Origin of the sequence: Trichococcus shcherbakoviae, assembly GCF_963666195.1 — a bacterium.
In the GTDB taxonomy this organism is placed as follows: domain Bacteria; phylum Bacillota; class Bacilli; order Lactobacillales; family Aerococcaceae; genus Trichococcus; species Trichococcus shcherbakoviae.
In genome coordinates this window covers 334,295-358,737 of sequence record NZ_OY762653.1, presented here as the reverse complement: position 1 = coordinate 358,737, position 24,443 = coordinate 334,295, and the positions used below count along the sequence as shown (strand labels likewise).

General features: G+C 48.0%; 17 protein-coding genes and 1 other annotated feature. Of the genes, 14 read left to right on the top strand and 3 right to left on the bottom strand.

Going from position 1 to position 24,443, the window contains the following annotated elements; all coding sequences use genetic code 11:
• The first annotated feature begins 314 nt into the window (after positions 1 to 314).
• A complete protein-coding gene (locus tag ACKPBX_RS01600) occupies positions 315 to 2,552 on the top strand; it encodes a LysM peptidoglycan-binding domain-containing protein (RefSeq protein WP_319996391.1) in 2,238 nt (745 codons plus the stop codon).
• An 88-nt stretch (positions 2,553 to 2,640) separates the two neighbouring features.
• Positions 2,641 to 2,847 (top strand) — a binding site (T-box leader).
• 89 nt (positions 2,848 to 2,936) lie between these two features.
• Positions 2,937 to 5,351 (top strand): leucine--tRNA ligase, encoded by a 2,415-nt coding sequence (gene leuS, locus ACKPBX_RS01595; RefSeq protein ID WP_319995812.1) that lies wholly within the window; start codon positions 2,937 to 2,939, stop codon positions 5,349 to 5,351.
• A 95-nt stretch (positions 5,352 to 5,446) separates the two neighbouring features.
• On the opposite strand, the gene ACKPBX_RS01590 is transcribed toward leuS, so the two are convergent.
• Positions 5,447 to 6,868, bottom strand: a complete 1,422-nt coding sequence (locus tag ACKPBX_RS01590) for a LysM peptidoglycan-binding domain-containing protein (RefSeq protein WP_319995811.1) — start codon at positions 6,866 to 6,868, stop codon at positions 5,447 to 5,449.
• A 329-nt stretch (positions 6,869 to 7,197) separates the two neighbouring features.
• On the opposite strand from ACKPBX_RS01590, the gene ACKPBX_RS01585 reads away from it, so the two are divergent.
• From ACKPBX_RS01585 to ACKPBX_RS01570, 4 genes are all read left to right on the top strand, one after another.
• On the top strand, positions 7,198 to 8,856 hold the full coding sequence (locus tag ACKPBX_RS01585; RefSeq protein ID WP_319995810.1) for a putative polysaccharide biosynthesis protein: 1,659 nt from the start codon (positions 7,198 to 7,200) through the stop codon (positions 8,854 to 8,856).
• A 61-nt stretch (positions 8,857 to 8,917) separates the two neighbouring features.
• The gene (locus ACKPBX_RS01580; RefSeq protein ID WP_319995809.1) at positions 8,918 to 9,661 is read left to right on the top strand and encodes a pseudouridine synthase; all 744 of its coding nucleotides are present in this window, start codon (positions 8,918 to 8,920) and stop codon (positions 9,659 to 9,661) included.
• A 101-nt stretch (positions 9,662 to 9,762) separates the two neighbouring features.
• The gene (gene pepV, locus ACKPBX_RS01575; protein WP_319995808.1) at positions 9,763 to 11,166 is read left to right on the top strand and encodes a dipeptidase PepV; all 1,404 of its coding nucleotides are present in this window, start codon (positions 9,763 to 9,765) and stop codon (positions 11,164 to 11,166) included.
• Positions 11,167 to 11,502: 336 nt separating this feature from the next.
• Positions 11,503 to 11,934 (top strand): GatB/YqeY domain-containing protein, encoded by a 432-nt coding sequence (locus ACKPBX_RS01570; RefSeq protein WP_086627714.1) that lies wholly within the window; start codon positions 11,503 to 11,505, stop codon positions 11,932 to 11,934.
• A 112-nt stretch (positions 11,935 to 12,046) separates the two neighbouring features.
• Here ACKPBX_RS01570 and ACKPBX_RS01565 read toward each other — a convergent pair whose 3' ends face one another.
• Positions 12,047 to 12,226 carry a YjzC family protein gene (locus tag ACKPBX_RS01565; RefSeq protein WP_086941280.1) on the bottom strand — a complete coding sequence of 60 codons (180 nt, stop codon included), beginning with the start codon at positions 12,224 to 12,226 and terminating at the stop codon, positions 12,047 to 12,049.
• 249 nt (positions 12,227 to 12,475) lie between these two features.
• Here ACKPBX_RS01565 and ACKPBX_RS01560 point away from each other — a divergent pair, with 249 nt between their 5' ends.
• The 5 genes from ACKPBX_RS01560 (at position 12,476) to pheT (ending at position 19,114) form a co-directional block, all read left to right on the top strand.
• Positions 12,476 to 13,783, top strand: a complete 1,308-nt coding sequence (locus tag ACKPBX_RS01560; RefSeq protein ID WP_319995807.1) for a murein hydrolase activator EnvC family protein — start codon at positions 12,476 to 12,478, stop codon at positions 13,781 to 13,783.
• Between the two features lie 127 nt (positions 13,784 to 13,910).
• Positions 13,911 to 14,669, top strand: coding sequence for a TrmH family RNA methyltransferase (locus ACKPBX_RS01555; protein WP_086990232.1), 759 nt, complete (start codon positions 13,911 to 13,913; stop codon positions 14,667 to 14,669).
• Between the two features lie 336 nt (positions 14,670 to 15,005).
• On the top strand, positions 15,006 to 15,320 hold the full coding sequence (locus ACKPBX_RS01550; protein WP_425445175.1) for a winged helix-turn-helix transcriptional regulator: 315 nt from the start codon (positions 15,006 to 15,008) through the stop codon (positions 15,318 to 15,320).
• 328 nt (positions 15,321 to 15,648) lie between these two features.
• Positions 15,649 to 16,695, top strand: a complete 1,047-nt coding sequence (pheS, locus tag ACKPBX_RS01545) for a phenylalanine--tRNA ligase subunit alpha (RefSeq protein WP_086627724.1) — start codon at positions 15,649 to 15,651, stop codon at positions 16,693 to 16,695.
• Positions 16,696 to 16,699: 4 nt separating this feature from the next.
• On the top strand, positions 16,700 to 19,114 hold the full coding sequence (gene pheT / locus ACKPBX_RS01540; RefSeq protein ID WP_319995806.1) for a phenylalanine--tRNA ligase subunit beta: 2,415 nt from the start codon (positions 16,700 to 16,702) through the stop codon (positions 19,112 to 19,114).
• A gap of 283 nt (positions 19,115 to 19,397) precedes the next feature.
• On the opposite strand, the gene rnhC is transcribed toward pheT, so the two are convergent.
• Positions 19,398 to 20,348, bottom strand: a complete 951-nt coding sequence (gene rnhC, locus ACKPBX_RS01535) for a ribonuclease HIII (RefSeq protein ID WP_319995805.1) — start codon at positions 20,346 to 20,348, stop codon at positions 19,398 to 19,400.
• Between the two features lie 221 nt (positions 20,349 to 20,569).
• Here rnhC and ACKPBX_RS01530 point away from each other — a divergent pair, with 221 nt between their 5' ends.
• The 3 genes from ACKPBX_RS01530 (at position 20,570) to ACKPBX_RS01520 (ending at position 24,393) form a co-directional block, all read left to right on the top strand.
• Entirely contained in the window at positions 20,570 to 21,358 is a 789-nt protein-coding gene (locus ACKPBX_RS01530) for a cell division protein ZapA (protein ID WP_319995804.1), read from the top strand.
• Between the two features lie 29 nt (positions 21,359 to 21,387).
• Positions 21,388 to 21,933: a CvpA family protein gene (locus ACKPBX_RS01525; protein WP_119093708.1), complete on the top strand. Its 546-nt coding sequence runs from the start codon at positions 21,388 to 21,390 to the stop codon at positions 21,931 to 21,933.
• An 84-nt stretch (positions 21,934 to 22,017) separates the two neighbouring features.
• The gene (locus tag ACKPBX_RS01520; protein WP_319995803.1) at positions 22,018 to 24,393 is read left to right on the top strand and encodes an endonuclease MutS2; all 2,376 of its coding nucleotides are present in this window, start codon (positions 22,018 to 22,020) and stop codon (positions 24,391 to 24,393) included.
• Positions 24,394 to 24,443 lie beyond the last annotated feature (50 nt).

The following is a 24,443-nucleotide window of genomic DNA, read 5'->3' as shown; positions in this document are numbered from 1 at the left end:
AACAACCATTTTATCATGATTTTTGTCCAGTCAGTAGACTATTTGACGGCTTGTGTTATATTTTTAAAGTTAATCCAAAGATGGAAAGGGCTTACTTTTAAGTGATGGAAAGGATTGTTACAGAATTATTTCAATTGTTAAATATTAAATATGGTTATGAAAGCCATTCAAAAATTTGGGAAAGAAACATATAATAGACATGTTGGATAATTTTCTTAAAAAAAATTTAAATTATCTTCCATTATTTTTATAAATTCAGACGTTTTTCACTGCCAGATAGGCAGTATTTTTGATACAGGGAGTGGTATATTTTGGTGTTATCCAGAAATGAACGCATCAACCAAAAGAAAAAAGAACAACTGATCAATTCTTTTATCACCACGAATAAAAGACTGAAACGCAGCGTAGCGGTCTTGAGTACATCATTCTTTATGACAACTGTCGTGAAGCCAGTCCAACTGGTTTTGGCAGCAGAGTCGACTACGCTTAGAACAACGGATACCCAAGTATATTCCACTAATCCCTTTTTGAATCAGATCATCCCGTCAGCGACAGTGATCGCTGCGCAAAATGATCTTTACGCCTCCGTAATGATGGCCCAAGCCATTCTGGAAAGTGGCTGGGGCACAAGCACTTTATCGAAGGCTCCCAACTACAACCTGTTCGGCATTAAAGGGGAATACAACGGGGAGTCCATCAATATGGAAACCTTGGAAGACAGCGGTGGACAGAATTACTATCCCATCAACGCCGAATTCAGAAAATATCCTTCCTACGCTGAATCTTTGCAGGATTATGCTGCTCTTCTGGCAAACGGGACCAGCTGGAATCCGACTTATTATGCTGGTGCTTGGAAGAGCAATGCAGCTACTTATCAGGACGCCACGGCTTACCTGACCGGCCGCTATGCGACGGACACGGCTTACAGCACCAAACTGAACAGGATCATTGCGCAGTATGGCTTGGATCAATATGATAACTATCAACCCGTCGTTGAAGAAGAGGTTGAAGAACCGGATGCAGGCGATATCGATTTCGAAACACCGGCTGAAACGCCTGAGCTGCCGACTGTGGACCTTCCAGAGAATACAGACGAAGATACTGCAGAACAAGAGACACCCGCTGAACCTACAGAGGATACCGAAGAAGCTGAAACACCGACAACGCCAGAAACGCCAGAAACTCCGGTTCAAGCGGGGGATGCTGTCCATGTTGTCCAATCCGGTGACACGCTATACGCTGTCGCAAAAAAATATGGTATTTCGTTAGTCGATTTGTTGACGTTGAATAAATTGAATTCCAATATGATCTATGTGGGTGACCGTCTGGTGCTGCCTGACAATGGCACCGCTAGTGTGACGCCTGGCGTGACAACACCAACAACTACTCCATCCACTGGCAGCAGTGTCGTCGTTGTGTCCGGAGATACTTTGTGGAAGATTGCGACCGCAAATGGTTTGACTGTATCAGAATTAAAAACGCTGAACAACCTGACTAGTGATGCAATTATGACGGGGCAAACACTGCTCTTGAAGAGTGCGGCTACGGTAACGCCAACCACACCGACAACCCCGACGGTGACGCCGGGAACAACAACCGGAAACGTAACGGTAGCATCGGGAGACACGCTTTGGAAAATCGCTAACGCCAATGGATTGAGTGTAGCTGAACTGAAGGCGCTGAACAAGCTGACGAGCGACGTCATCGTTCCAGGCCAAACGTTGTTGCTTAAACAAACTACGACAACGCCGAGTGTGACGCAACCGACTACTCCAGCAACACCAACTACGCCGTCGACAGCAAGTACGATCAAGGTAGCGTCAGGCGATACGCTTTGGAAAATCGCGAACGCCAACGGTTTGAGCGTAACGGCACTGAAAGCACTGAACAGTCTGACTTCTGATGTCATTGTGCCAGGGCAAGTATTAACGCTCAAGAGCACGACAGTCACTGCACCAACCGTAACCCAGCCGACGACAACAGCGCCGACAACGTCCACCACGACGAGCACGATCACCGTGGCGACCGGCGATACGCTCTGGAAAATCGCGAATGCAAACGGCCTGGCGGTAACTGAATTGAAGGCATTGAACAACCTGAGTTCCGATTATATTTATCCGGGTCAATCGTTGAAAGTGAAGGCCGCGGTAACGACCGGGAATACTTCTACAGTCGTAACGACGCCGGCTGTAACAACACCTTCTGTTCCGACTGCCACGAACAAAGTGTACACGGTCCAAAAAGGGGATACGCTCTATAAGATTGCCTCCGCAAATGGCGTTTCGGTTGCCGATTTGAAGACTTGGAACAGTCTGAGCACGGATATCATTTTTGTGAGCCAATCGCTGAAAGTGGCTGCAACGACAACTTCTGCACAGGCAACGGCACCAACAACTAGTGCGCCTGCAGCATCAGCCAATTCGTATACCGTCGTAAAAGGCGACACTTTGTACAGCATTGCCAAGAAGAATGGCGTTAGCTTAGCGGCTTTGATCGAAGCGAATGATATTACGTCCAACGTCATTTATGTCGGCCAAGTCATCACTTTCTAAGTCATCAGCCGAATGACTATTGAAGGCATCAAGTCTTGATGAAATGAGTTTTATTTGTTAAAATAGCAGATGAGTCAATTCATAACTGAAACAGACATAGAGAAGGAATAGTAGAGAGCAGCTTTTTTGAAGAGAGTGCATGGGTGGTGGAAATGCACAAAGAGCCTTTTGAACTCGCCTTTGAGTTGTTCCGCCGAAAGCATCAGTAAGCGGGACCGCATCGCTGCGTTACAGGCATGATAAGGAATGCAAAGACATTCAATATAGGTGGTACCACGAAAAACTCGTCCTATAGGCAGAACCAGTGATGGGCGCTGCCTATAGGACTTTTTTTATGGCCAATCGCCTGTTTGGATGAATGAAAAGAAAAGGATGTTGCTGGAAATGGGTTATACGCATAAAACGATCGAGAAAAAATGGCAAAAATATTGGGCAGACAACCGCACCTTCAAAACGACCGAAGAAGGCGGGAAGCCGAAATATTATGTATTGGATATGTTCCCTTACCCATCCGGCCAAGGCTTGCATGTAGGCCATCCGGAAGGCTACACGGCGACGGATATCGTTGCCCGCGCAAAACGCGCACAAGGTTTTAACGTATTGCATCCGATGGGTTGGGATGCTTTCGGATTGCCGGCTGAGCAATATGCATTGGATACCGGTAACGATCCGGCTGATTTTACCGAACTTAACATCAAAACTTTCAAGCGTCAGATCCAATCATTGGGATTCAGCTATGACTGGAGCCGCGAAATCAATACGACGGATCCAAGCTACTACAAATGGACGCAATGGATCTTCACGAAATTGTACGAACAAGGTTTGGCCTATGAGGCGGAAGTTTCCGTCAACTGGTGTCCGGCGCTTGGCACCGTACTTGCCAATGAAGAAGTCGTCGACGGCGTCAGTGAACGTGGCGGCCATCCGGTCTACCGTAAACCGATGAGACAATGGATGCTGAAAATCACTGCTTATGCAGAACGCCTGCTGGATGATCTTGAATTGGTGGACTGGCCTGAAAGCATCAAAGAGATGCAACGCAACTGGATCGGACGTTCGGAAGGTTCGAACGTCACTTTCAAGATCAAAGATACGGATAAAGACTTCACGGTCTTCACGACCAGACCGGACACGTTGTACGGTGCTACCTATGCGGTTATGGCGCCTGAATTGCCATTGGTGAAGGAAATCATGTCCGGGCAACAAGCTGAAGCTGTTGAAGCTTACATCGATTCCATTTCACTGAAGAGCGATCTTGACCGTACGGAGCTTGCAAAAGAGAAGTCCGGCGTATTCACTGGCGCTTATGCGATCAATCCGGTGAACGGCAAAGAAATCCCGATCTGGATCGCCGATTATGTTTTGGCGACATACGGAACCGGCGCCATCATGGCTGTTCCTGCCCATGATACCCGCGACTATGAATTTGCCAAAAAATTCGAATTGGAAATCATCCCAGTCCTTGAAGGCGGAAACGTCGAAGTGGAAGCCTATACGGAAGATGGCTTGCACATCAACTCCGATTTCCTGAACGGTTTGGATAAAGCGACAGGGATCGCGAAAATGAACGAATGGCTGTCCGAAAACGGACTGGGCGAAAAAGTTATTTCCTATCGTCTGCGCGATTGGTTGTTCTCGAGACAGAGATATTGGGGCGAACCGATTCCAGTCATCCACTGGGAAGATGGCACATCGACAACGGTTCCTGAGAATGAACTGCCGTTGCTGTTGCCGAAGACCGATCAGGTGAAACCGAGCGGCACTGGGGAATCCCCGCTTGCCGTCATCGCTGAGTGGGTCAATGTTGTCGATCCTGTTACCGGCATGAAAGGCAGACGCGAAACCAACACAATGCCACAATGGGCAGGCAGCTCATGGTACTTCCTGCGCTTCATGGATCCGCATAACCGCAACGACCTTGCTTCAAAAGAAAGACTGGACTATTGGCAGAACGTCGATCTTTATATCGGGGGTGCTGAACATGCGGTGCTTCATCTGCTGTATGCGCGCTTCTGGCATAAATTCCTTTACGATATTGGCATCGTTCCGACGAAAGAGCCGTTCCAAAAATTGTACAACCAAGGCATGATCTTGGGCGAAAACAATGAAAAAATGTCCAAATCCAAAGGGAATGTCGTCAACCCGGATGACATCGTGGAAAGATATGGCGCAGATACACTCCGCATGTACGAAATGTTCATGGGACCGTTGGATGCATCATCGACATGGAGTGAAGGCGGCATCGAAGGCAGCCGTAAGTTCTTGGATCGCATTTGGCGTCTGCTTTTGGATGAAAATGATAAGATGCGGGACCGCATCACAACCATCAACACGCATGAATTGGACAAGGTTTACCATCAGACAGTCAAGAAGGTAACCGAGGATTACGATAATCTGCATTTCAATACAGCAATCTCGCAAATGATGATCTTCATCAATGAAGCCTACAAAGTGGATGCATTGCCGTTCGAATACGTCACTGGATTTGTTCAATTGCTTGCGCCGGTCGCGCCTCACTTTGGTGAAGAGCTTTGGGTGAAACTGGGCAAACCGGAAGGCATTTCCTACGTTGCATGGCCAACTTATGATGAATCTTTCCTTGTCGAAGACGAAATCGAAGTCGTTTTCCAAATCAACGGTAAAGTAAAAACCAAAGAAATGGTTCCCTCTGATATTTCCAATGATGACATGATCGCATTGGCATTGGAAAACAGTGTCATCAAAGAAGGCATCGAAGGCAAAACCGTCAGAAAAACCATCGCCATCCCAGGTAGATTGGTCAATATTGTAGCGAATTAATCTGAAATAATAAAGAGAACGCACACCCCAACTCTGACGGGGTGTGCGTTCTCTTTATTATGTGTGTTCTTTTAAATAGGCTTCTGCGGATATACTTAAGGGATGATCAACACTTGCCCGACACGGATGAGGTTTGGATTGGCAATGCCGTTGGCGTTCACGAGTTGCGTGATGCTTACGCCATAGCGAAGCGCAATCGCATATAAAGTGTCCCCGGCTTTGACTGTATAGGACGTTCCGGTTGTAGGAGTCGTAGGAGTCGTCGGCGTTCCGGTGCCAGGTATCGTCAATACTTGGCCGATACTGATCAGATTCGCGTTTGCGATGTTATTGGCGGTAACGATCTGTTGGACCGTCACGCCATACCGCAAGGCGATGGCATACAGGGTATCCCCAGCTTTGACTGTGTAAGTTGTTCCGGTCGTCGGCGTTGTAGGAGTCGTAGGTGTTGTCGGCGTGCTTGTTCCCGGAATCGTCAACACTTGTCCGACGCGGATAAGGTTGGCGTTGGTGATGCCATTTGCATTAACGATTGCTTGGACCGTCACACCATACCGCAAGGCGATGGCATACAGGGTATCCCCAGCTTTGACTGTATAAGACGTGCCGGTTGTGGGCGTTGTAGGAGTCGTAGGAGTAGTCGGTGTGCCTGTCCCTGGAATCGTTAAAATTTGTCCGACCCGGATCAGGTTGGCGTTGGTGATGCCATTTGCATTAACGATCGCTTGGACCGTCACGCCATAACGCAAGGCGATCGCATAAAGCGTGTCACCAGCTTGGACTGTGTAGCTCGTTCCTGTTCCCGGCGTGCTTGTGGTGTTCATAAGCTGAGAAAGGGTCACGAACGAGTAGCCCATCGCACGCAGCTGATTGATGATGTTCGGCAATGCGGCAGTCGTCCCGTTGGCGCCGTAACCGGCATGAAGCAATACGATGGCTCCCGGCACGACGTTGTTGATGACGCGGTTGTAGATGTCAGTGGCGGAATTGCCTGTCCAGTCGAGCGAGTCGATAGTCCACTGGAATGTGTAAGTATAGCCGGCGTTTCCGACAGTTTGCAGGACGGTACTGTTATAGGATCCGAAAGGAGCGCGGAAGAATGGTTTTGTGCTCTTGCCGGTGAGGTTTGCGATGATTGTTTCGGTTCGGTTGAGTTGGTTTGACATCTCGGTCGTCGATACGGTTGTGAAATCCGGATGATTATAGGAGTGGTTTCCGATGTCATGGCCAGCTGCGACAATGTTCTTGATTGCCTGTGGATGATTTTCAGCACCTTGACCAGTGAGGAAGAAAGTGGCTTTTACATTATTGGCTGATAATGTGTTCAGAATTGATTGGATATAATATCCGTCCGATCCATCATCAAACGTTAAGGCAACAACCTTATTGGATGTAGAACCTTGGTAAATAATCTGCGAGGTAGCAGCCAAAGCGGGCGTTGCCGAAAAGGTGAAGAAAAGCAGGAGCGAAAGGATGACTCCGAATAAATGTCTGAACCCCTTTCTTGAGGTGTTCATTTTTATTCCTCTTTTCTATTGCAGCCTGTGCGACACGGTTGACGTGGCAGCGTTGAAATCCAAGTGCCTGTGAATTGTGATTTTGGCAAAAAAATGGATTGGCTCAGTTTTTTTCCACACTTACATTTTACCATAAACGTTTAGGTGATGGTATGAAAACGCATGCAAAGGAATAGGGCGTTTAGCCTGGAAATGTCAGGGAATATTCTGAAATTGTTAGGATTTTGCAAAATAAGACTGCTATAGATTGAAAAAGCCCGGATTTTTGGTAAAATACTTGAGTGATGGTATTATTATCTTTCATTCATCGGGAAGAAAGCAGGTTGCAAATGTCAACAGATAGAAAAATCAACGAAGAAAACGAAACAACCAACAATAAGATGGTGCAGGGGACTTTTTGGATGACTTTCGGGAGCATTTTTTCCCGTTTGATCGGCGCTCTTTACATCATCCCATGGAATGCCTTGATGGGATCGACGGATGCGGCCAATACGGCCAATGCCCTTTATTCGATAGGCTACACACCTTATCAGCTGTTCCTTTCGATCGGGATAGCAGGCTTCCCAGCAGCGATGTCCAAGCAGGTGGCCCAATACAATGCAAAAAATCAATACCGCACCGGGATCGACATCTTCAAGAAGAGTATGTTCTTTATGATTTTGACGGGCGCCGTCAGTGCCGCATTGATGTACGGGTTGGCACCAATGATCGCTGAGAACAGCCCGGCCGCTTCACCTGAAGACGGAGCATTGGTGATTCGGGCGCTGGCACCAGCATTATTACTGGTACCAGGCATGAGCTTGATGCGCGGTTTTTTCCAGGGGTATCAGGATATGGTGCCTTCAGCCATTTCGCAAGTGTTCGAACAAATCGGCAGGGTAGTGTACCTTTTGGGAGCCACCTACATTGTGATGCAACTTCTGGATGGCAGCATCGCCACAGCTGTTGCGCATTCCACTTTTGCGGCGTTTGTGGGCGCAATCGTTGCAACCATCATCCTGCTTTTTTATTACAAAAATAAAATGGCCGAATATCAGCCATTGATCGCCAACAGTGAACCTTCCAGCAACATCCAGACCACTGCGGCCATCAAGAGCATGCTGCAGGAATCGATCCCGTTCATCCTGATCGGCTCAGGCATCACTTTCGCCAAGCTGATTGACCAAGTGACGTTCAAACCAATGATGGAGAACCTGACGAGCTACTCCGGCAAAGAAATCGAGGATCTTTTCGGACTGTTCAGTTTCAACGCCGACAAGCTGATCATGATCATCGTTTCCTTGGCGGTCGGGATGGCCACAGCAGCTGTGCCTCTGATTGCCGCCGAGTTCACGAAAGGAAACTTCCGTGTGCTGCAGAGCCAGGTGAGGGAGATCATCCAACTTTTCGCTTTCATCATGCTTCCGGCATCATTGGGGATGATGATTGTTTCAGAACCGATCTACAACGTGTTCTATCCGCTTCATCCGGTAGGTCCTACGCTATTGGCGGTATCGGCTCTGATGAGCATCGTTTTGGGACTGTTCACGGTTCTCGGATCGATTTTGCAGTCTTTGAGCCGACATAAGACAATGATCTCCTATCTGTTGGTTGGACTAGCGGTTAAAGTGGTCATGCAGTATCCGATGTTGGCTTTGTTCGATACGGCAGGCGCATTGGTTGCGACGACGATCGGATTCATCGTGACGGTGCTGTTGAGCGGTTGGAAAATCTATCACCTGACCCATTTCGGGCTGGTTGACACGTTGCGGAAAACCGGGAAAATTTTGGCCGTCGCCTTGGTCATGACGGCCTGCGCGTTCATCGCCTTGAAAGCCAGCATGCTGGTCATTCCGATCGATCGCAAGTTGACGGCACTTGTGGTAGTCGCCATCGTAGCGGCAGTCGGAGGCTTCGTCTACTTGTTCCTGACCCTGAAATTGCGCATCACTGATGACATTTTGGGCGCAAAAGCGAACGGTCTGCGCAGAAAAATGCGCATCAAATAAAATATTCAAAATCGAAAAGCAGCCTTAGTGGGTGCTTTTTGGTTTATAAGGGAGAAAAAATATGCGTTTGGATAAACTGCTGTCGAATTCCGGATTCGGATCGAGAAAAGAAGTCAAAGTATTATTGAAAAAGAAACTGGTGACGGTCAATGGGAAAATTGAAACGAAAGCCGAAGCCAAAGTAGACAGCGAAAAGGACGCTATTCTTGTTTATGGCGAACCTGTCAGCTACCAGGAATACATTTACCTGATGATGAACAAACCGCAGGGCGTCCTCAGTGCGACGGAGGACAATCACCAAAAGACGGTCATCGATCTGCTGGCTTTCGAACTGCATCAGCAGGAACTCTTTCCAGTCGGCCGACTGGACAAAGATACGGAGGGGCTGCTGCTGTTGACGAACGATGGCCAATTGGCGCATTTCCTGTTATCGCCTAAACGGCATGTGGATAAGATCTACTTCGCGGAAGTGGCCGGCCGGATGACGGAAGAGGACCAAAAAGCCTTTACTGAAGGACTCATTCTGGAAGATGGCTATCGTTGCCTGCCGGCAAAACTGGAGATCCTACGCTATGATGAAGTAAAGGATTGCTCAGAGGTAGAGATCACGATCAAAGAAGGGAAGTTCCATCAAGTGAAACGGATGGTGCTTGCCTGCGGAAAAGAGGTCACCTTCCTGAAACGACTGACGATGGGATCCTTGCATTTGGACAAGCAATTGGAAAAAGGGGACTATCGTCCATTGCGCGATGAGGAACTTGCGGCATTGCGGGAACATTTACCGGAGTCGATTAAAAAAGGCTAAGAAATTGTGGGCTGTTGGGCCTAAATACCAAGCTTTTATTTGGTTATTTTGCCAAAAATGATATGATGATAGCATGATATTTTAAGTTAGGATGTGTGCGTATGGAAATCAATTGGAAAAAAGAAGTGGAAGTCAGAAAAACGGAACTGCTGGAGGATTTATTCACTTTATTGCGGATCGACAGTGTGCGGGACGATTCGAAAATAACCCCAGATGCCCCGGTCGGACCAGGCCCTAAAGAAGCTCTGGAAGCCTTCTTGGCTATCGGCGAACGCGACGGTTTCATCACGAAAAATGTCGGCAATCTGGCTGGACATATCGAATTCGGCGAAGGCGAAGAATTGATGGGCGTATTCGGCCACGTCGATGTTGTGCCTACCGGAACCGGCTGGGATACAGATCCTTTCGTGCCTGTCATCATCGATGACCGCATCTATGCCCGTGGATCCAGCGATGACAAGGGGCCTACGATGGCTGCCTATTATGCATTGAAGATCATCCGCGACCTGAAACTGCCGATCACCAAAAAGGTCCGTGTCATCATCGGCACGGATGAAGAGAGCGGCTGGAAATGCATGGATCACTATCTTGAGAACGAACGGATTCCGGATTTCGGTTTTTCTCCGGATGCTGAGTTCCCGATCATCAATGGTGAAAAAGGCATGCAGACATTCATGGTCCAATTCAGAGGCGATAACAAAGGCGGCAAGAACGAGCTATTGAGTTTTGATGCAGGCCTGCGGGAAAACATGGTCCCTCAGGATGCGACTGCCGTATTCATCAGCCCAGAGGCCGACAGAATCGAGCAGGCATTCGCTGCTTTCCTTGAAAACAATCCGGTCAAAGGAACGATTTCTGTGGAGGGCGAACAAGTAACGGTCGAATTGATCGGAAAAGCCGCTCACGGCATGAATCCGGCTGCCGGCGTGAACGCGGGCACTTATCTTGCCACATTCCTGAACAAATTCAACTTTGGCGGACAAGCGGCTACGTTCCTCGAATTGATCGCAGACCGCATCCACCTGCAGCATGATGCAAAGAAATTGAACTTGGCTTACACGGATTCGGTCATGGGCGAATTGACTATGAATGCCGGCATTTTCACCTTCACACCGACAACCGGCGGAGAAGTGGCTTTGAACTTCCGTTACCCGCAAGGCGTTTCCGAAGAAGGCATTGAAATTAAGTTGGAAGCGGCATTGGCTTCCTATGGCGTGACGATCGCAAAAGGCGGACACGGCAAATTGCCGCATTACGTCCCTGCTGACGATCCATTGGTCAAAACGTTGTTGGCTGTCTACGAAAAACATACAGGCCTGAAAGGGCATGAACAATCCATCGGCGGCGGAACCTACGGACGACTGTTGGAACGCGGCGTTGCCTATGGCGCGATGTTCCCGGACAGCATCGATACGATGCACCAGGCGAACGAATTCATGGCTCTGGATGATCTATTCCGCGCGACAGCCATCTACGCGGATGCCATGTACGAATTGCTGAAATAAACAAGCAGTTGTATAGCTGCCTAGCCTAAAAAACAGGAATGCTGTTCGATCAGCATTCCTGTTTTTGAATATATCCATCTAAGTCCGATTCGTTATCCCGAAATAGTTCGTCTTCTGGAAATTTCCCATGGTGCATAAAAGATGGTCCAGACGATGAAAATGGATCCAAGGACCGCAATCAAGTAGCCGGGTGTTCCCAGCCAATATCCGGAACGGGTAGCAGAGATTTGCCAATCCCGCTGCTTTTCCTTAGAATGAAGGGTGAACACTGGCCGTTTCTGCGAATCGCTGATTAGGCGGCAGTCATATCTAAGAATCGAAGGGAGAACTGTAATCATGACATTGAAAGAAAAAGTGAACAAGGATTTCATCCAAGCAAGAAAAGACAAAGACACATTGAAGGCAGATGTCCTGCGTCTCATCAAAACCGAGTACGATTCTTTCTTGATCGACAACAAACGCGAAATGACCGAAGCGGAGGAAATCCATGTTTTTCTGAAGGACATAAAGAAAAACAACGAAGCCATTGACTATGCGAAACAAGTCGACCGCACGGATCTGATTGAAGAGAACCAAAAGAAATTGGCCATTTTGGAGGCATATGTCCCCAAAATGATGGATGAAAGAGAAGTCCGCTTCTTTTTGGCCGAAAACGGTGTAGCCGAAATGTCGTTGAAGGATGCAATGAAATTTTCGATGCAAGTGCTGGACGGAAAAGCCGACAAAGCACTCGTCTCCAAAATCATCAAAGAACTGTTGGCAAAATAATGCGGCAGACAAGAAAAGGACTGCGCGGCTCGAGCTGCACGGTCCTTTTCTGAAGTGAAATCCAAGGTTCCTCCGCCCTGAATTGTTCAAGTGATCAGTGATAGGCGAATAATCAGTCTTTTTTGATCCATTTGTTTCCGGCTTTGTTTGTAGGCGGAAGTCTGTGCCCTTCGACAATGTGGACTTCTTTGCTGCCGGTGATTTTGCCCCCTCTAGGGCCAACTTCTTTGTAGACGCCAGGAGGAAGATTATCCGTACCCGGTTTGTGTAAATCTTTTTGATCGATTTTCATGCTTTTTGCTCCTTTCTTTCCTGAAGAGCGATGGCGGAGGCACTGCTTGGTACAGGTTAAGTATATCGCTGCAAGCGCAAACAATCAAATGATGGCTGCCTTCGGAAGGCATTGTGCAAGTTTGAACAACATTTCAGGATTTTCGGCTGCCGTAACAAATTGAAACACAATTGTCATATTTCTATCATGTAATAGTATTTTAATTTTGATATACTTCATCTCGTAGAAGAAACAGGAGGAGAAGTATAATTGGGAAAAAAACATATCGCGTTGTTCGCATCAATCTTATTGCTTAGTCCGATTGCAGGTGGATTTACTGCTCAAGCGGCTACATTGGAAGAATTACAACAACAAAAAGATGCTTTGCAATTAGAAACGAATACGATTCAATCGCAGATTGAAGAAAAATCAAATTCATTGAATACTTTGGAATCCGAAAAAGCAAACTTGGAAACAAAAGTGAATGAACTTCAATCGCAATTGGATGAATTGATGAATCGGTTAGCGACTCAAGAGCAAAAATTAGCTGATATCGAATCAAAAATTCTGGAATTGCAAGCTGAAATTGAAGCATTACAAGTGGTCATCGACCAGAGAACCGAAAAATTAAATACACAGGCTCGTTATATCCAAACGGATGCGGGTGTTACGGATATAGCTTCAATGCTGTTGTCTTCAGAGAATTTTTCTGACTTAGTCGGAAAAATCACGGTCGTTTCAAAGATTGTGACTGCCAACAAGGACATCGTGGAACAACAGGAAGCGGATCAGCAAAAAGTCGAAGACAGCAAAGTGGCTGTTGAAGAAGAAAAACTTGCTGCTGAAGCATTGAGACAAGACATTCTGATTTCAAAAAATAATGTCGTAGCCCAAAAAGCTGAAATCGACGTCCAAATCGCGCAAGTCATCGAGAACTACGAGTTGACTGAAGCCGAGAAAAATGGCTTGGAATCAACCAGAGCTGACTTAGCTGCACAAACAGAAACAATCAGCAATGATATGGCGGCTGAACAAGCCCGTATCACGGCTGAAGCCATCGCAGCTGCCGAGGCAGAAGCGGCAGCCATCGCAGCGGCGGAAGCAGCTGCAGCAGCTGCAGCAAATAACCTGACGGCATCTGTCTCAACAACGACGACAACACCAAGTTATTCAGTGAATTCCAGCGGGTTCTTGAGACCGGCAAGCGGCTACATCTCTTCTCCTTTCGGAAATCGCGTTTCTCCATTCGGCGGCTCGATCGAATTCCATCGCGGCGTTGATATCGCAGGCAGCGGAGCGATCTCTGCAGCGCAATCAGGAACAGTTGAGACAGCTACTTATCATGCAAGTTACGGCTATTATGTTGTCATCAACCACGGCACAATCAATGGCGTAAACGTTAAAACTTTATATGCCCACATGCAACCGGGCTTGTTGGTGGCTCCAGGTCAAACTGTCAGCCAAGGACAACAAGTTGGCGTGATGGGTACGACAGGAAGTTCGACCGGCGTCCACTTGCACTTTGAAGTACAAGAAAATGGCGCAGTGGTAAACCCTGTAAACTACATCGGCGGATAAGAATCCGAAAAGACATATAAAAATATAGAGAAGCGATCAGGATTTTCTGACCCCTTCTCTTTTTTTTGCAACGAAAAGGGTAATAATGCGTTATAATAGGGGATATGTTGAACTGAGGAGTTACAAAATGGAAAAGATAGCATCGATGAAAAATCAAAAAGTAAAACAATGGAAAAAACTGCAGACCACCAAAGGCCGGAAAGAGGCGGGCGCTTATCTGATCGAGGGGACGCATCTTTTGAAAGAGGCCATCAAAGCAAACGCAAGCATCCAGGAAGTTTTGATGACTGAAGCTTTTCACCAACAGTCGGATCTGCCGCTTGGTGAGAGGGACATCATCATCGTTTCCCAGGAAATCCTGGCCAGCCTGGCCCAGACAGAAACGCCGCAAGGAGTCGTCGCGATTGTTCAGTTTCCTGAAGCGGCTCCGATTTTGGATTACAAGGGCAAATATATCCTTTTGGACCAGGTCCAGGATCCAGGGAATGTCGGCACCATCATCCGGACGGCGGATGCTGCCGGGTATGCCGGGGTGATTTTAGGGGAGGGATCGGTGGATCTTTACAATGATAAAGTGCTGCGTTCCATGCAAGGGAGCCACTTCCATCTGCCTGTATATCGTGGTGATCTGCAAGAGATGATACCTGAATTTAAGAAGAATGGTATCCCGGTCTACGGAACCGAACTGAACGAAGCGGCTGTCGATTACCGGACCGTTTTCCCGACCGATGCGGTAGCGTTGGTGCTCGGTAACGAAGGGAATGGCGTTTCAGGAAAAATATTGGCATTAACGGATCAGAATCTGTATATCCCGATCTTCGGCGAAGCGGAGTCTCTGAATGTCGCAGTCGCGGCAGGCATTCTGCTTTATCACTTCGTCGGCTGAAGAAATGCATGAAAAAAACGCTATTTTTTCAATTAAACGTGAAAAAGTATTGCCTTTGTGAAATTCCTATCCTATTATAGAAAACAGACATGAACTTTTGTATGCGAGCAAGCGGGCTGCCGAATTCCTAACCAACATCATTCGTGATTCTTTTCCTTTTCGGATGGAAGGAAGCGGCGGCCACAAGCATTTTTCTGAGGAAGTACTTCAGGTAGTGCAGATTGTGGAGCGGGATGCTTATTTTTTGTAAACATTTTGTGACAAAAGGCACATTCCCTTTGACAGGGGAAATGAGGGTGTTTATAATAGGTCAAAGAGGTGAAGGCTGTGAATGAAATGCTGGAAGTAAAAAAATGTATTTGTCCAAAGTTTGAAAAAACATTCTCTATTTTAGGGAAAAAATGGACCGGCTTAATCATCGAAGTCTTGATGGACGGAGATAAACGATTCAAGGAATTGGCCGTGCAGATACCTAATGTCAGTGATCGAGTATTAGTGGAACGCTTAAAAGAGCTGGAAGATGAAAAAATTGTCGTAAGAACCGAAAATCCTGCGGCGGCAATCAAAGTGATGTATGGATTGTCCGAAAAAGGGAAAGCTTTGAACAATGTGATGCTGGAAATCCAATCTTGGTCGGATGCTTGGGTCTAATCCGAACTTGACGGATACGGCATTTCCGGTTAAACTGGCAAAGTAAGTAAAATGAATATGAAAAGCGTTGAAGGGAACCTTCACGATCTGCAGCTTTTTTCAGGGAATAATGGCCATTGACTGCGAGCCTTTATAGAAGCCGATTGTGATTTTTCACTCCCCGAGCTGACTTTGGGATTTGCCCCGTGCAATGAATAAAGTTCCGGTTTATTACCGTTAAACAAATGAAGTGTCGTTGCTTGCAGCGAAACAAGGGTGGTACCACGAAAATCTCGTCCCTTACCAGGGATGGGATTTTTTTGCATTTTTTAAGAAAAGGGGACAGAACATGGAATTGAAAGCAAAATTACAAACATTACGTATAGATGCCTTACAGCAAGTAGAATCTGCAGAGGATCTGCAAGCATTGAATCAAGTCCGCATTTCTTACTTGGGGAAAAAAGGACCAATCACAGAGGCTTTGAGAGGGATGAAGGATTTAAGCCCTGAAGAGCGTCCCGTCATCGGAACGTTGGCGAATGAACTGCGCGACGACATCGAAGCCGCAATCCAAGCCAAAAAAGATGCGCTTGAAATCAAAAAAATGGAAGCCGAAATCGCGGCTGAAACGATTGATGTCACCTTGCCGGGCAAAAAAATCGCCCAAGGCACGACACACGTCCTGACGCAAATCAATGAAGAAATCGAAGACCTGTTCCTCGGAATGGGATACAAAATCGTCGACGGACCGGAAGTCGAAGAAGACAGCTACAACTTCGAAAAGATGAACTTGCCGAAAGATCATCCAGCCCGCGATATGCAGGACACTTTCTACATCACGGATGAGACCTTGCTGCGCACGCATACATCGCCTGTCCAAGCGCGCACGATGGAAAAACATGACTTTTCCAAAGGACCATTGAAGATGATCAGCCCGGGGAAAGTCTACCGCCGCGACAGTGATGACGCGACCCATTCACACCAATTCCACCAGATTGAAGGATTGGTCATCGGCGAGAACATCACTTTGGCTGATCTGAAAGGCACGCTTGCCGTCTTCGCCAAAAAATTGTTCGGAGAAGAACGTGAAATCCGTTTGCGTCCAAGCTACTTCCCATTCACTGAACCTTCTGTCGAAGTCGATGTCAGTTGCTTCAAATGCGGCGGTTCCGGCTGCAATGTCTGCAAACAGACCGGTTGGATCGAAATCCTGGGATCCGGCATTGTGCACCCGAACGTTCTGGAAATGTCGGGGATCGATTCCACGAAATATTCCGGTTTTGCTTTCGGGCTTGGGCAAGAGCGTGTAGCGATGTTGAAATATGGAGTGGATGATATCCGTCACTTCTATCAGAACGACATCCGATTCTTAAGTCAATTTGATGTAAAGGAGTAATGAAATGAAAGTTTCCTATAAATGGTTAAAAGAGTATTTAGATCTATCCGATGTAACACCTGCAGAATTAGCTGAAAAAATGTCCCGCACGGGTATCGAGGTGGACGACGTCATTTACCCTGGCAAAGGCTTGTCCAAAATCGTTGTCGGCGAAACGTTGTCCGTGGTTGACCATCCTGATTCGGACCATCTGCATGTCTGCCAAGTGAATATCGGGGCTGAGGAACCGATTCAGATCGTCTGCGGGGCGCCGAATGTGGCTGGCGGCCAAAAAGTCATCGTGGCTTTGCATGGCGCACGCATCACCGGCAACGCAAAAATCAAAAAGGGCAAGATGCGTGGCCAAGAATCGAACGGAATGATCTGTTCGTTGGCTGAATTGGGCTACTCTGAAAGTGTTGTTTCAAAAAAATATGCGGACGGGATTTTTGTCCTGCCTGCTGATGCTGTTCCCGGAACGGAAGTCGTTGACTTGTTGGAACTGGATGATGCGATCCTGGACATTGACATCACACCGAACCGTGCCGATGCTTTAAGCATGCGCGGATCCGCCTATGAAGTCGCAGCCATCTACAACAAAGCATTGAAATTCCCGGAGGCTCCGGTATCCGAAAAAACGGGTTCTGTTGCGGATTACATCAAAGTTGCCGTTGAGGACACGAACGATGCTCCTGCCTACCATATCCAAGTGATCAAAGACGTAAAAATCGCGGAAAGTCCGCTTTGGTTGCAGAATAAACTGATGAACGGCGGTATCCGTCCAATCAACAACGTAGTCGACATCACGAACTATATCCTGTTGGAATACGGCCAGCCATTGCATGCTTTCGATTATGATCAAATCGGTTCCAAGGAAATCATCGTCCGCCGTGCCAAAGAGAATGAAACAATGACGACGCTTGATGGGGTCGAAAGAACGCTCGACACAGATAACATCGTCATCACGAACGGCACTGCACCGATTGCATTGGCGGGTGTCATGGGCGGTCTGGATTCAGAAATCACCGATGAAACCGTGACTGTCGCATTGGAAGCGGCTTTGTTCAATCCGGTTTTGATCCGTAAAACCGCAGGTAAATTCAACTTGCGCAGCGAATCCAGTTCCCGTTTCGAAAAAGGCATCAACGTCGCGACAATCCGCACAGCCGGACAACATGCGGCTGAACTGATGCATGAGTTGGCTGGAGGCACTGTCGTTGCCGGTACAGCTTCCGTCGATACTGTGGAAGTGAAGGATACGGAAGTGGTCATCACTTTGGAAAAAATCAACCGTTCGTTAGGGACTGACATTTCCAGCGACGAAGTGACCGCCATCTTCAACCAGTTGGGCTTTGCCTCGACGTTTGACGGCGAAACCTTCACTGTTGCTGTACCACCGAGAAGATGGGATATCTCCATCTATGCGGATATCCTGGAAGAAGTCGCACGCATCTACGGATACGACAACCTTCCGGAGACATTGCCGGTCACACCGGCTTTGCCTACTGCATTGACGCCTAAACAACACACGATGCGCATCACCAGAAGATTCATGGAAGGCGCGGGACTGACCCAGAATATAAGTTATGTCTTGACTACCGCCGAAAAAGCGCGGGAATACGCAGTCGAAGACAAGGAAGGCATCCGTTTGGCTTGGCCGATGAGCGAAGATCGCAGCACACTGCGGATGAACTTGTTGAGCACGCTGCTGGACAATGCCGCTTACAACGTTGCCCGCAAGAACACGGATATCCAATTTTATGAAATAGGTCGCGTCTTCTTCCCATCAGCTGATCGCGTTTTACCGATCGAAGCGGAGCGTTTGGCTGGCGTGATGACAGGAATGGCCTACCAAAAAGATTGGCAAATGGCTGCTGAACCCGTCAACTTTTACCATGCCAAAGGGGTATTGGATGGGTATTTCGAGACAATGGGCCTGAGCGATCAGATCCGTTTTGAAGCTGCTAAAGACCTAAAATGGATGCATCCAGGCAGAACGGCTGCCGTTTACCTGGGCGATGCCTATATCGGTTATGTCGGCCAAGTCCATCCGGCAACGGCAAATGCCTATGACCTGAAGGAAACGTATGCTTTCGAAATCGATTTCGAAGCGATCATCGCTGCACCGAAGGAAGTGATTACGCAACAGCCGATCCCTAAATTCCCTGGCGTGACCCGCGATGTGGCTTTACTGGTGGATGAAACCGTCACACACCAACAGATCGTCAAGACCATCAAGGAAAATGGCGGGAAATTCCTGAAGGATGTCCATCTGTTCGACATCTATCAAGGCAAAGGCATCGAGGACGGCAAGAAGTCGGTTGCTTATTCCATGTCGTTCCTGAACCCTGAAGCGACGCTTGTCGATGAAGACATCAACAAAGCTTTCGCCAAATTGGTTGCGGCTCTGGAAACCGAATGCGGAGCTGCCATCCGTTAATTTAGAAGAATAATGTACAAACAAAGAGTGGACCGTCTCGGGATGAGACAGTCCACTCTTTGTTTTGCGAAGATTTAGATGCGGCTAGGATTCAGTTGTCTGATTCACTCGGGTTATCGGACAACCTCGCTTGAGGTGATGAGATGACTGTCCGATTCTTTTCGGGTATCGGACATGTTCGCTTGCGGCGATGACTTGATTGTCCGATTCACTCGGGTTATCGGACAACCTAGTCAGCATCGGACTCAGCTGCGGTGAATTCTCCGTACGTTTCGCCGGTAAGTTATTTGTTCGCCAATCGGATGGCTTTTTGGGTATTGGCGAAGTGGAGCTTCGTGTATTTGTCCAGCAGTTCCAAGCCGCCTTCACGATACATTTCCGCAGCAATCAAGTCGACGTTGGCGCCGGCGCCTGAAGGAATCGGATAACCGGAGGCTGCGGTCATGTCAGCCAAGGTCTTCAGGAAGTAGTAACGGGCGATGATGGAAGCCGCTGCCACCGCCAGATGGTGGGATTCGCCTTTGGTCTGGAAATGAATGTTCTCCTTCACTTGCACTTTTTGATCGGCGATATGCTTGAAATACGTGGAAGGCAATTCAAACTGGTCGACCAGTATCGCTTTGGGCTTTTCCGGAGCTATTTTCTTCAACAGCTGATCGAGCACTTGGTTGTGCAGCAACGCCTTCATTTTCCCTTGGGACATCGTCGGTTGGACCTCATTGTATTTTTCGGGCATCAGGTTGATGACGCTGTGCGGGACTTGCTGTACTAACTGCTTCGCAATGGTGATGATGCGGGCATCCGTCAGCGCTTTGGAGTCCTGGACACCCATATTTTTCAGCAAGGGCAACTGTTCGGCTGAAGCGTAGACAGCACAGACCGTCAAGGGCCCGAAATAACTGCCGTTGCCGACTTCATCGCTGCCGATGACGGACCAGGTGGAAAAGCCTGCAGGGAGGCTGGTTTTGCTCAGGACCTCTTTTTTTAGGCCGTTTTTTGCGGCAGGGGGGTTTGGATCCCCAACCTTCTCGCTGGATGCTTGCCACTGCGCTGCTTCGCTTTCGGCGTTCTGGCCTTGGAACAGCACTTTCCCGGAATTGTAACCAGTGATGGTGGTCTGGTTCTTTTTGGCTGTGAAAAGGCTGTGCGGCACAGGTTTCACAACGTAATCCTGATAAAAGACGGCCATCTTTTTCAGTTGGCCCATCGTTACTTTCAATACGACATTCGACATATCCTCATCCTTGCTCAAATTAATTTTTCTGTACAGCTTCTCGGTGCTAACACTCCTTATTCTATCACAGGAAGTTCGCATGTTCATGAGGAATTACGGTTGGAATTGGTCAGCTCTTTTTGACAAACTGACTGGTTTAGGAACATGGAGAGGTTTATACTGCAATTCGCAAGATTTATGTTAAAATATATTAGACAGTTTTTAAATGGAGGTCTTTGGATATGACGGAAAACAAAAGAAGATTCAAAACAATCATAGCAGGGAAGACCTATACGATTGTGGGAAATAAAGCACCTGAGCATCTGACTGCGGTATCGGAATTGGTCAATGCGCAATTGGAACAGATCAAACAAGCAGCACCAGCGCTTGGTCGGGAGGAGCGCGGCATTCTCGTAGCAGTGAACGCCATTTCCGATCAGATCACGAAACAATTGGAGATGGATGAGTTGCTGTTGAAAGTTGCAGAGCTAGAGAAAGCTTTGCAGGAAAGCCAAAGCGTTACAAACTCCGCTTCCGTTGAGGAAACAGAACAGGCTGAGCCGGAGAAGACTTTAGCCGAGGCGCCCAAACCTGAAGCGGTTGCCGACGTCGAACAAAAAACAGAGGCCGTTCCCCTGACAGCGGAGAAAGCAGCTACACAAACAGGTGAACCCAAAACAAAAGCGGTCGAAACGCCTGAAAAGGAACACAACGCAGAAAAGCTGACCGGAAATGCTCCGACAAAGAAAGCAGTGGCTAACTTTGCTGGGATGAAGCGCGATAAAGAAAGCCAAACAGTGACTTCCATGCCTGCAACCATCAGTGAACTGCAGCAAGCTGCCCGCGAAGCCAACGACCTGCCGGCCAGGAAATCCAATTCAAAATTGACGAAGACGACAACCGCTTCCGAGGCGGCACTGAAACGGGCTCAACACAGAACCCAAGTGCGTTCGGCTTTGGGTGCCAACAGGAACGCTGAAAATGCCATCCCGCCTTACACCAAAAATCACGAGCACAATGGAAAAAAGTAGAAAAAAGACTGTAGAAATCAGGTGAAAAAATGCTTACGTTGATAATAGTGCTCTCTTTATTGTGGGGCATCTATACGGGCGTCAGAAGAGGACTTATTCTGCAAGTTGTCTACACCGTAGGATATTTCATTTCTTTCTTGGTCGCCCGAGAATACTATGCTGTCGTCGCGGAGAAAATCGATCTGTTGGTCCCGTACCCATCCGTCGAGTTCGGAAAAGAACTGATATTTTACTCTGAACAGGTGTCCTTTGTCCTGGACCAGGCGTTCTATAACGGATTGGCGTTCATCCTGTTGCTGTTCGCAGGCTGGCTTGTCACGAGATTTATCGGAAGCATGCTGAACTCATTGGCGTTCTTCCCGATCATCAAACAGCTGAATCAGCTGGGCGGCGGCGTGCTTGGATTCCTGATGCAATACATCGGGATTTTCCTGTTGCTGACGCTCGCATCCATGATTCCGTTGGATTTCATTCAACAGCTCTACGTCGAGAGCGACCTTGCGGCTTGGATGGTGTCCGAAACGCCTTATTTTTCACGTTTGATCTATGACTGGTGGATCGGCATCATTCAGTAACAGAATGTTAATTTAACAGAGGGGACTGTATAGTGCACTATATCGTCCCGTTTTTTTGGGAGAAGCACTTTTTAGGAGAATCAGATGAATAATAAAATTAGCAAAACATTAGAGTTCGAAAAAATAAAACAACAGCTCCAGAATTTTGCTGCAACCGACCAAGGGAAGGACCAGATTCAGGCTTTGCGGCCCGAAACCGATCCGGAAAAAGTTGTTGCCTTGCAGAATGAAACGGAAGACGGCAGAAAGGTGTTGCGCCTGAAAGGCGGGATTCCGATGCCAAGGCTGAAGTCCATCCGTAGCCACCTGAAACGCCTAGAGATAGGCGGCACATTGAACGGCAAGGAAATCGCCGAAATCGGACGGGTATTGTCGACTACAAGAGAAATCATCCAGTTCTTCCAATGGTTCGAAGACAACGAGATTCCCTTCTTTGTCCTGGACGAATTGGTTGCCAGGCTGGTAGTATTGCCTGAAATCACAAGAAGGATCCAAGCAACCGTCTATGAAGATGGGACGATCCAGAATGATGCCTCGCCTGCATTGAAAGGAATCCGCACAGGAATCAAGCAGGGCGAACAGAATATCCGGACCAAATTGGATGACATCATCAGAGGCAGTAAGTCAGCCTACTTGAGTGATGCTATCATCACCATCCGTAATGACCGGTTTGTGATTCCGGTCAAGATTGAATACCGCAATCAGTTCGGCGGGATTGTCCACGACCAAAGTTCAACTGGTCAGACGCTTTACATCGAACCGCAAGCCATTCTGGATCTGAATAATCATCTGCGCCAGCTGGCTGCGCAGGAGAAAGCGGAAATCGAGCGGATCTTGTATGAATTATCGATGGAAATCGAGCCTTTCACGCAGGAATTGTACGGGAACAGTGAAGTGTTGGCGACTTTGGATTTCATCAATGCAAAAGCGCGTTATGCCGATTCCTTGAAGGCGACACGCCCGATCATCAGCAAAGAGAACCATATCGCCATCTGGAAAGCCAGACACCCGCTTATCGATCAGAATGACGTAGTCGCGAACGATCTGATCCTCGGCGAAGCATACCAAGCCATCGTCATTACCGGTCCGAATACGGGCGGGAAGACGATCATGCTGAAGACACTCGGTATCATCCAGATGATGGGCCAATCCGGACTTCAGATACCGGCGGATGAGGACAGCCAAATCGGCATTTTTACGGAAATTTTTGCGGACATCGGCGATGAACAGTCGATCGAACAGAGCTTGAGTACGTTCTCCTCGCATATGACTAATATCGTCTCGATCCTGAATCAGATCGACGACAAAAGTCTGGTGCTGCTGGATGAGTTGGGTTCCGGAACCGACCCGCAAGAGGGAGCTTCCTTGGCCATCTCGATTTTGGACTACATCGGCGGCATCGGCAGCTATGTCATGGCCACCACCCATTACCCTGAACTGAAAGCCTACGGTTACAATCGCTCCGGCACGATCAATGCCAGCATGGAATTCAACGGAGAGACTTTGGCTCCGACTTATCGTCTGCAGATAGGCGTTCCCGGACGAAGCAATGCCTTCGATATCTCGAAGCGACTCGGGCTGAACCCGAGCATTATCGATCAGGCGCGCAGTTTTATCGATGTGGACAGCCAAAACCTGAACGAAATGATCGCGGATCTGGAACAGAAGCGACGCGTCACCGAAAAAGAATCCTTGCAGCTCCAAGCGCAGTTGGAAGAATCCGACAAATTGTTGGCGGATTTGAAGCGCGCCAACGAAAAACTGGAAACCAACAAGGAAAAAGTCATCGAAGACGCCAAGAAAGAGGCCAACAAGTTGGTCGATACTGCGAAAGAAGAAGCGGAATTCCTGTTGCAGGAAATCCGTGAAATGCAGCTGAATATGGGGACTTCCGGCAGCATCAAAGAACACGAATTGATCGATCTGCGCAAGCAATTCAATGATCTGCGCCAGGAGGAATCTTTGGTCAAAAACAAAGTGCTGCGCAAAGAAAAAGAGAAAAAAATGTTCAAACCCGGCGATGAAGTCATGACGGAGACGTATGGTCAGCGAGGCACACTCGTTGAAAAGAAAGGCAACGCTGAGTGGGTTGTGCAGATGGGGATCATGAAGATGAAGTTGCCGGAGTCGGACCTCCGGCTGATCAAAGAGGAGCCGCAGCAACAAAGAAGACAAAGGCAGATCGCCACTGTCAAATCGGCTTCATCAAGCCACGTAGCGACGCAGCTTGATCTCAGAGGCCAGCGTTATGAAGAAGCCTTGGCGGAAGTCGATCAGTATTTGGACGCTGCTTTATTGGCGGGTTATCCGCAAGTCACTATCGTTCACGGAAAAGGGACAGGCGCCCTCCGCAAAGGGGTGGGCGATTTGCTGAAACGTCATCCACAAGTGTTGTCTTACGAGTATGCAGCGGTGAACGCCGGTGGAAACGGCGCGACGATCGTGACATTCCGCGGCTGAGCAGATTGATTGGTACTGAACAAAACCTCTGCTATAATTGAGACACAAAG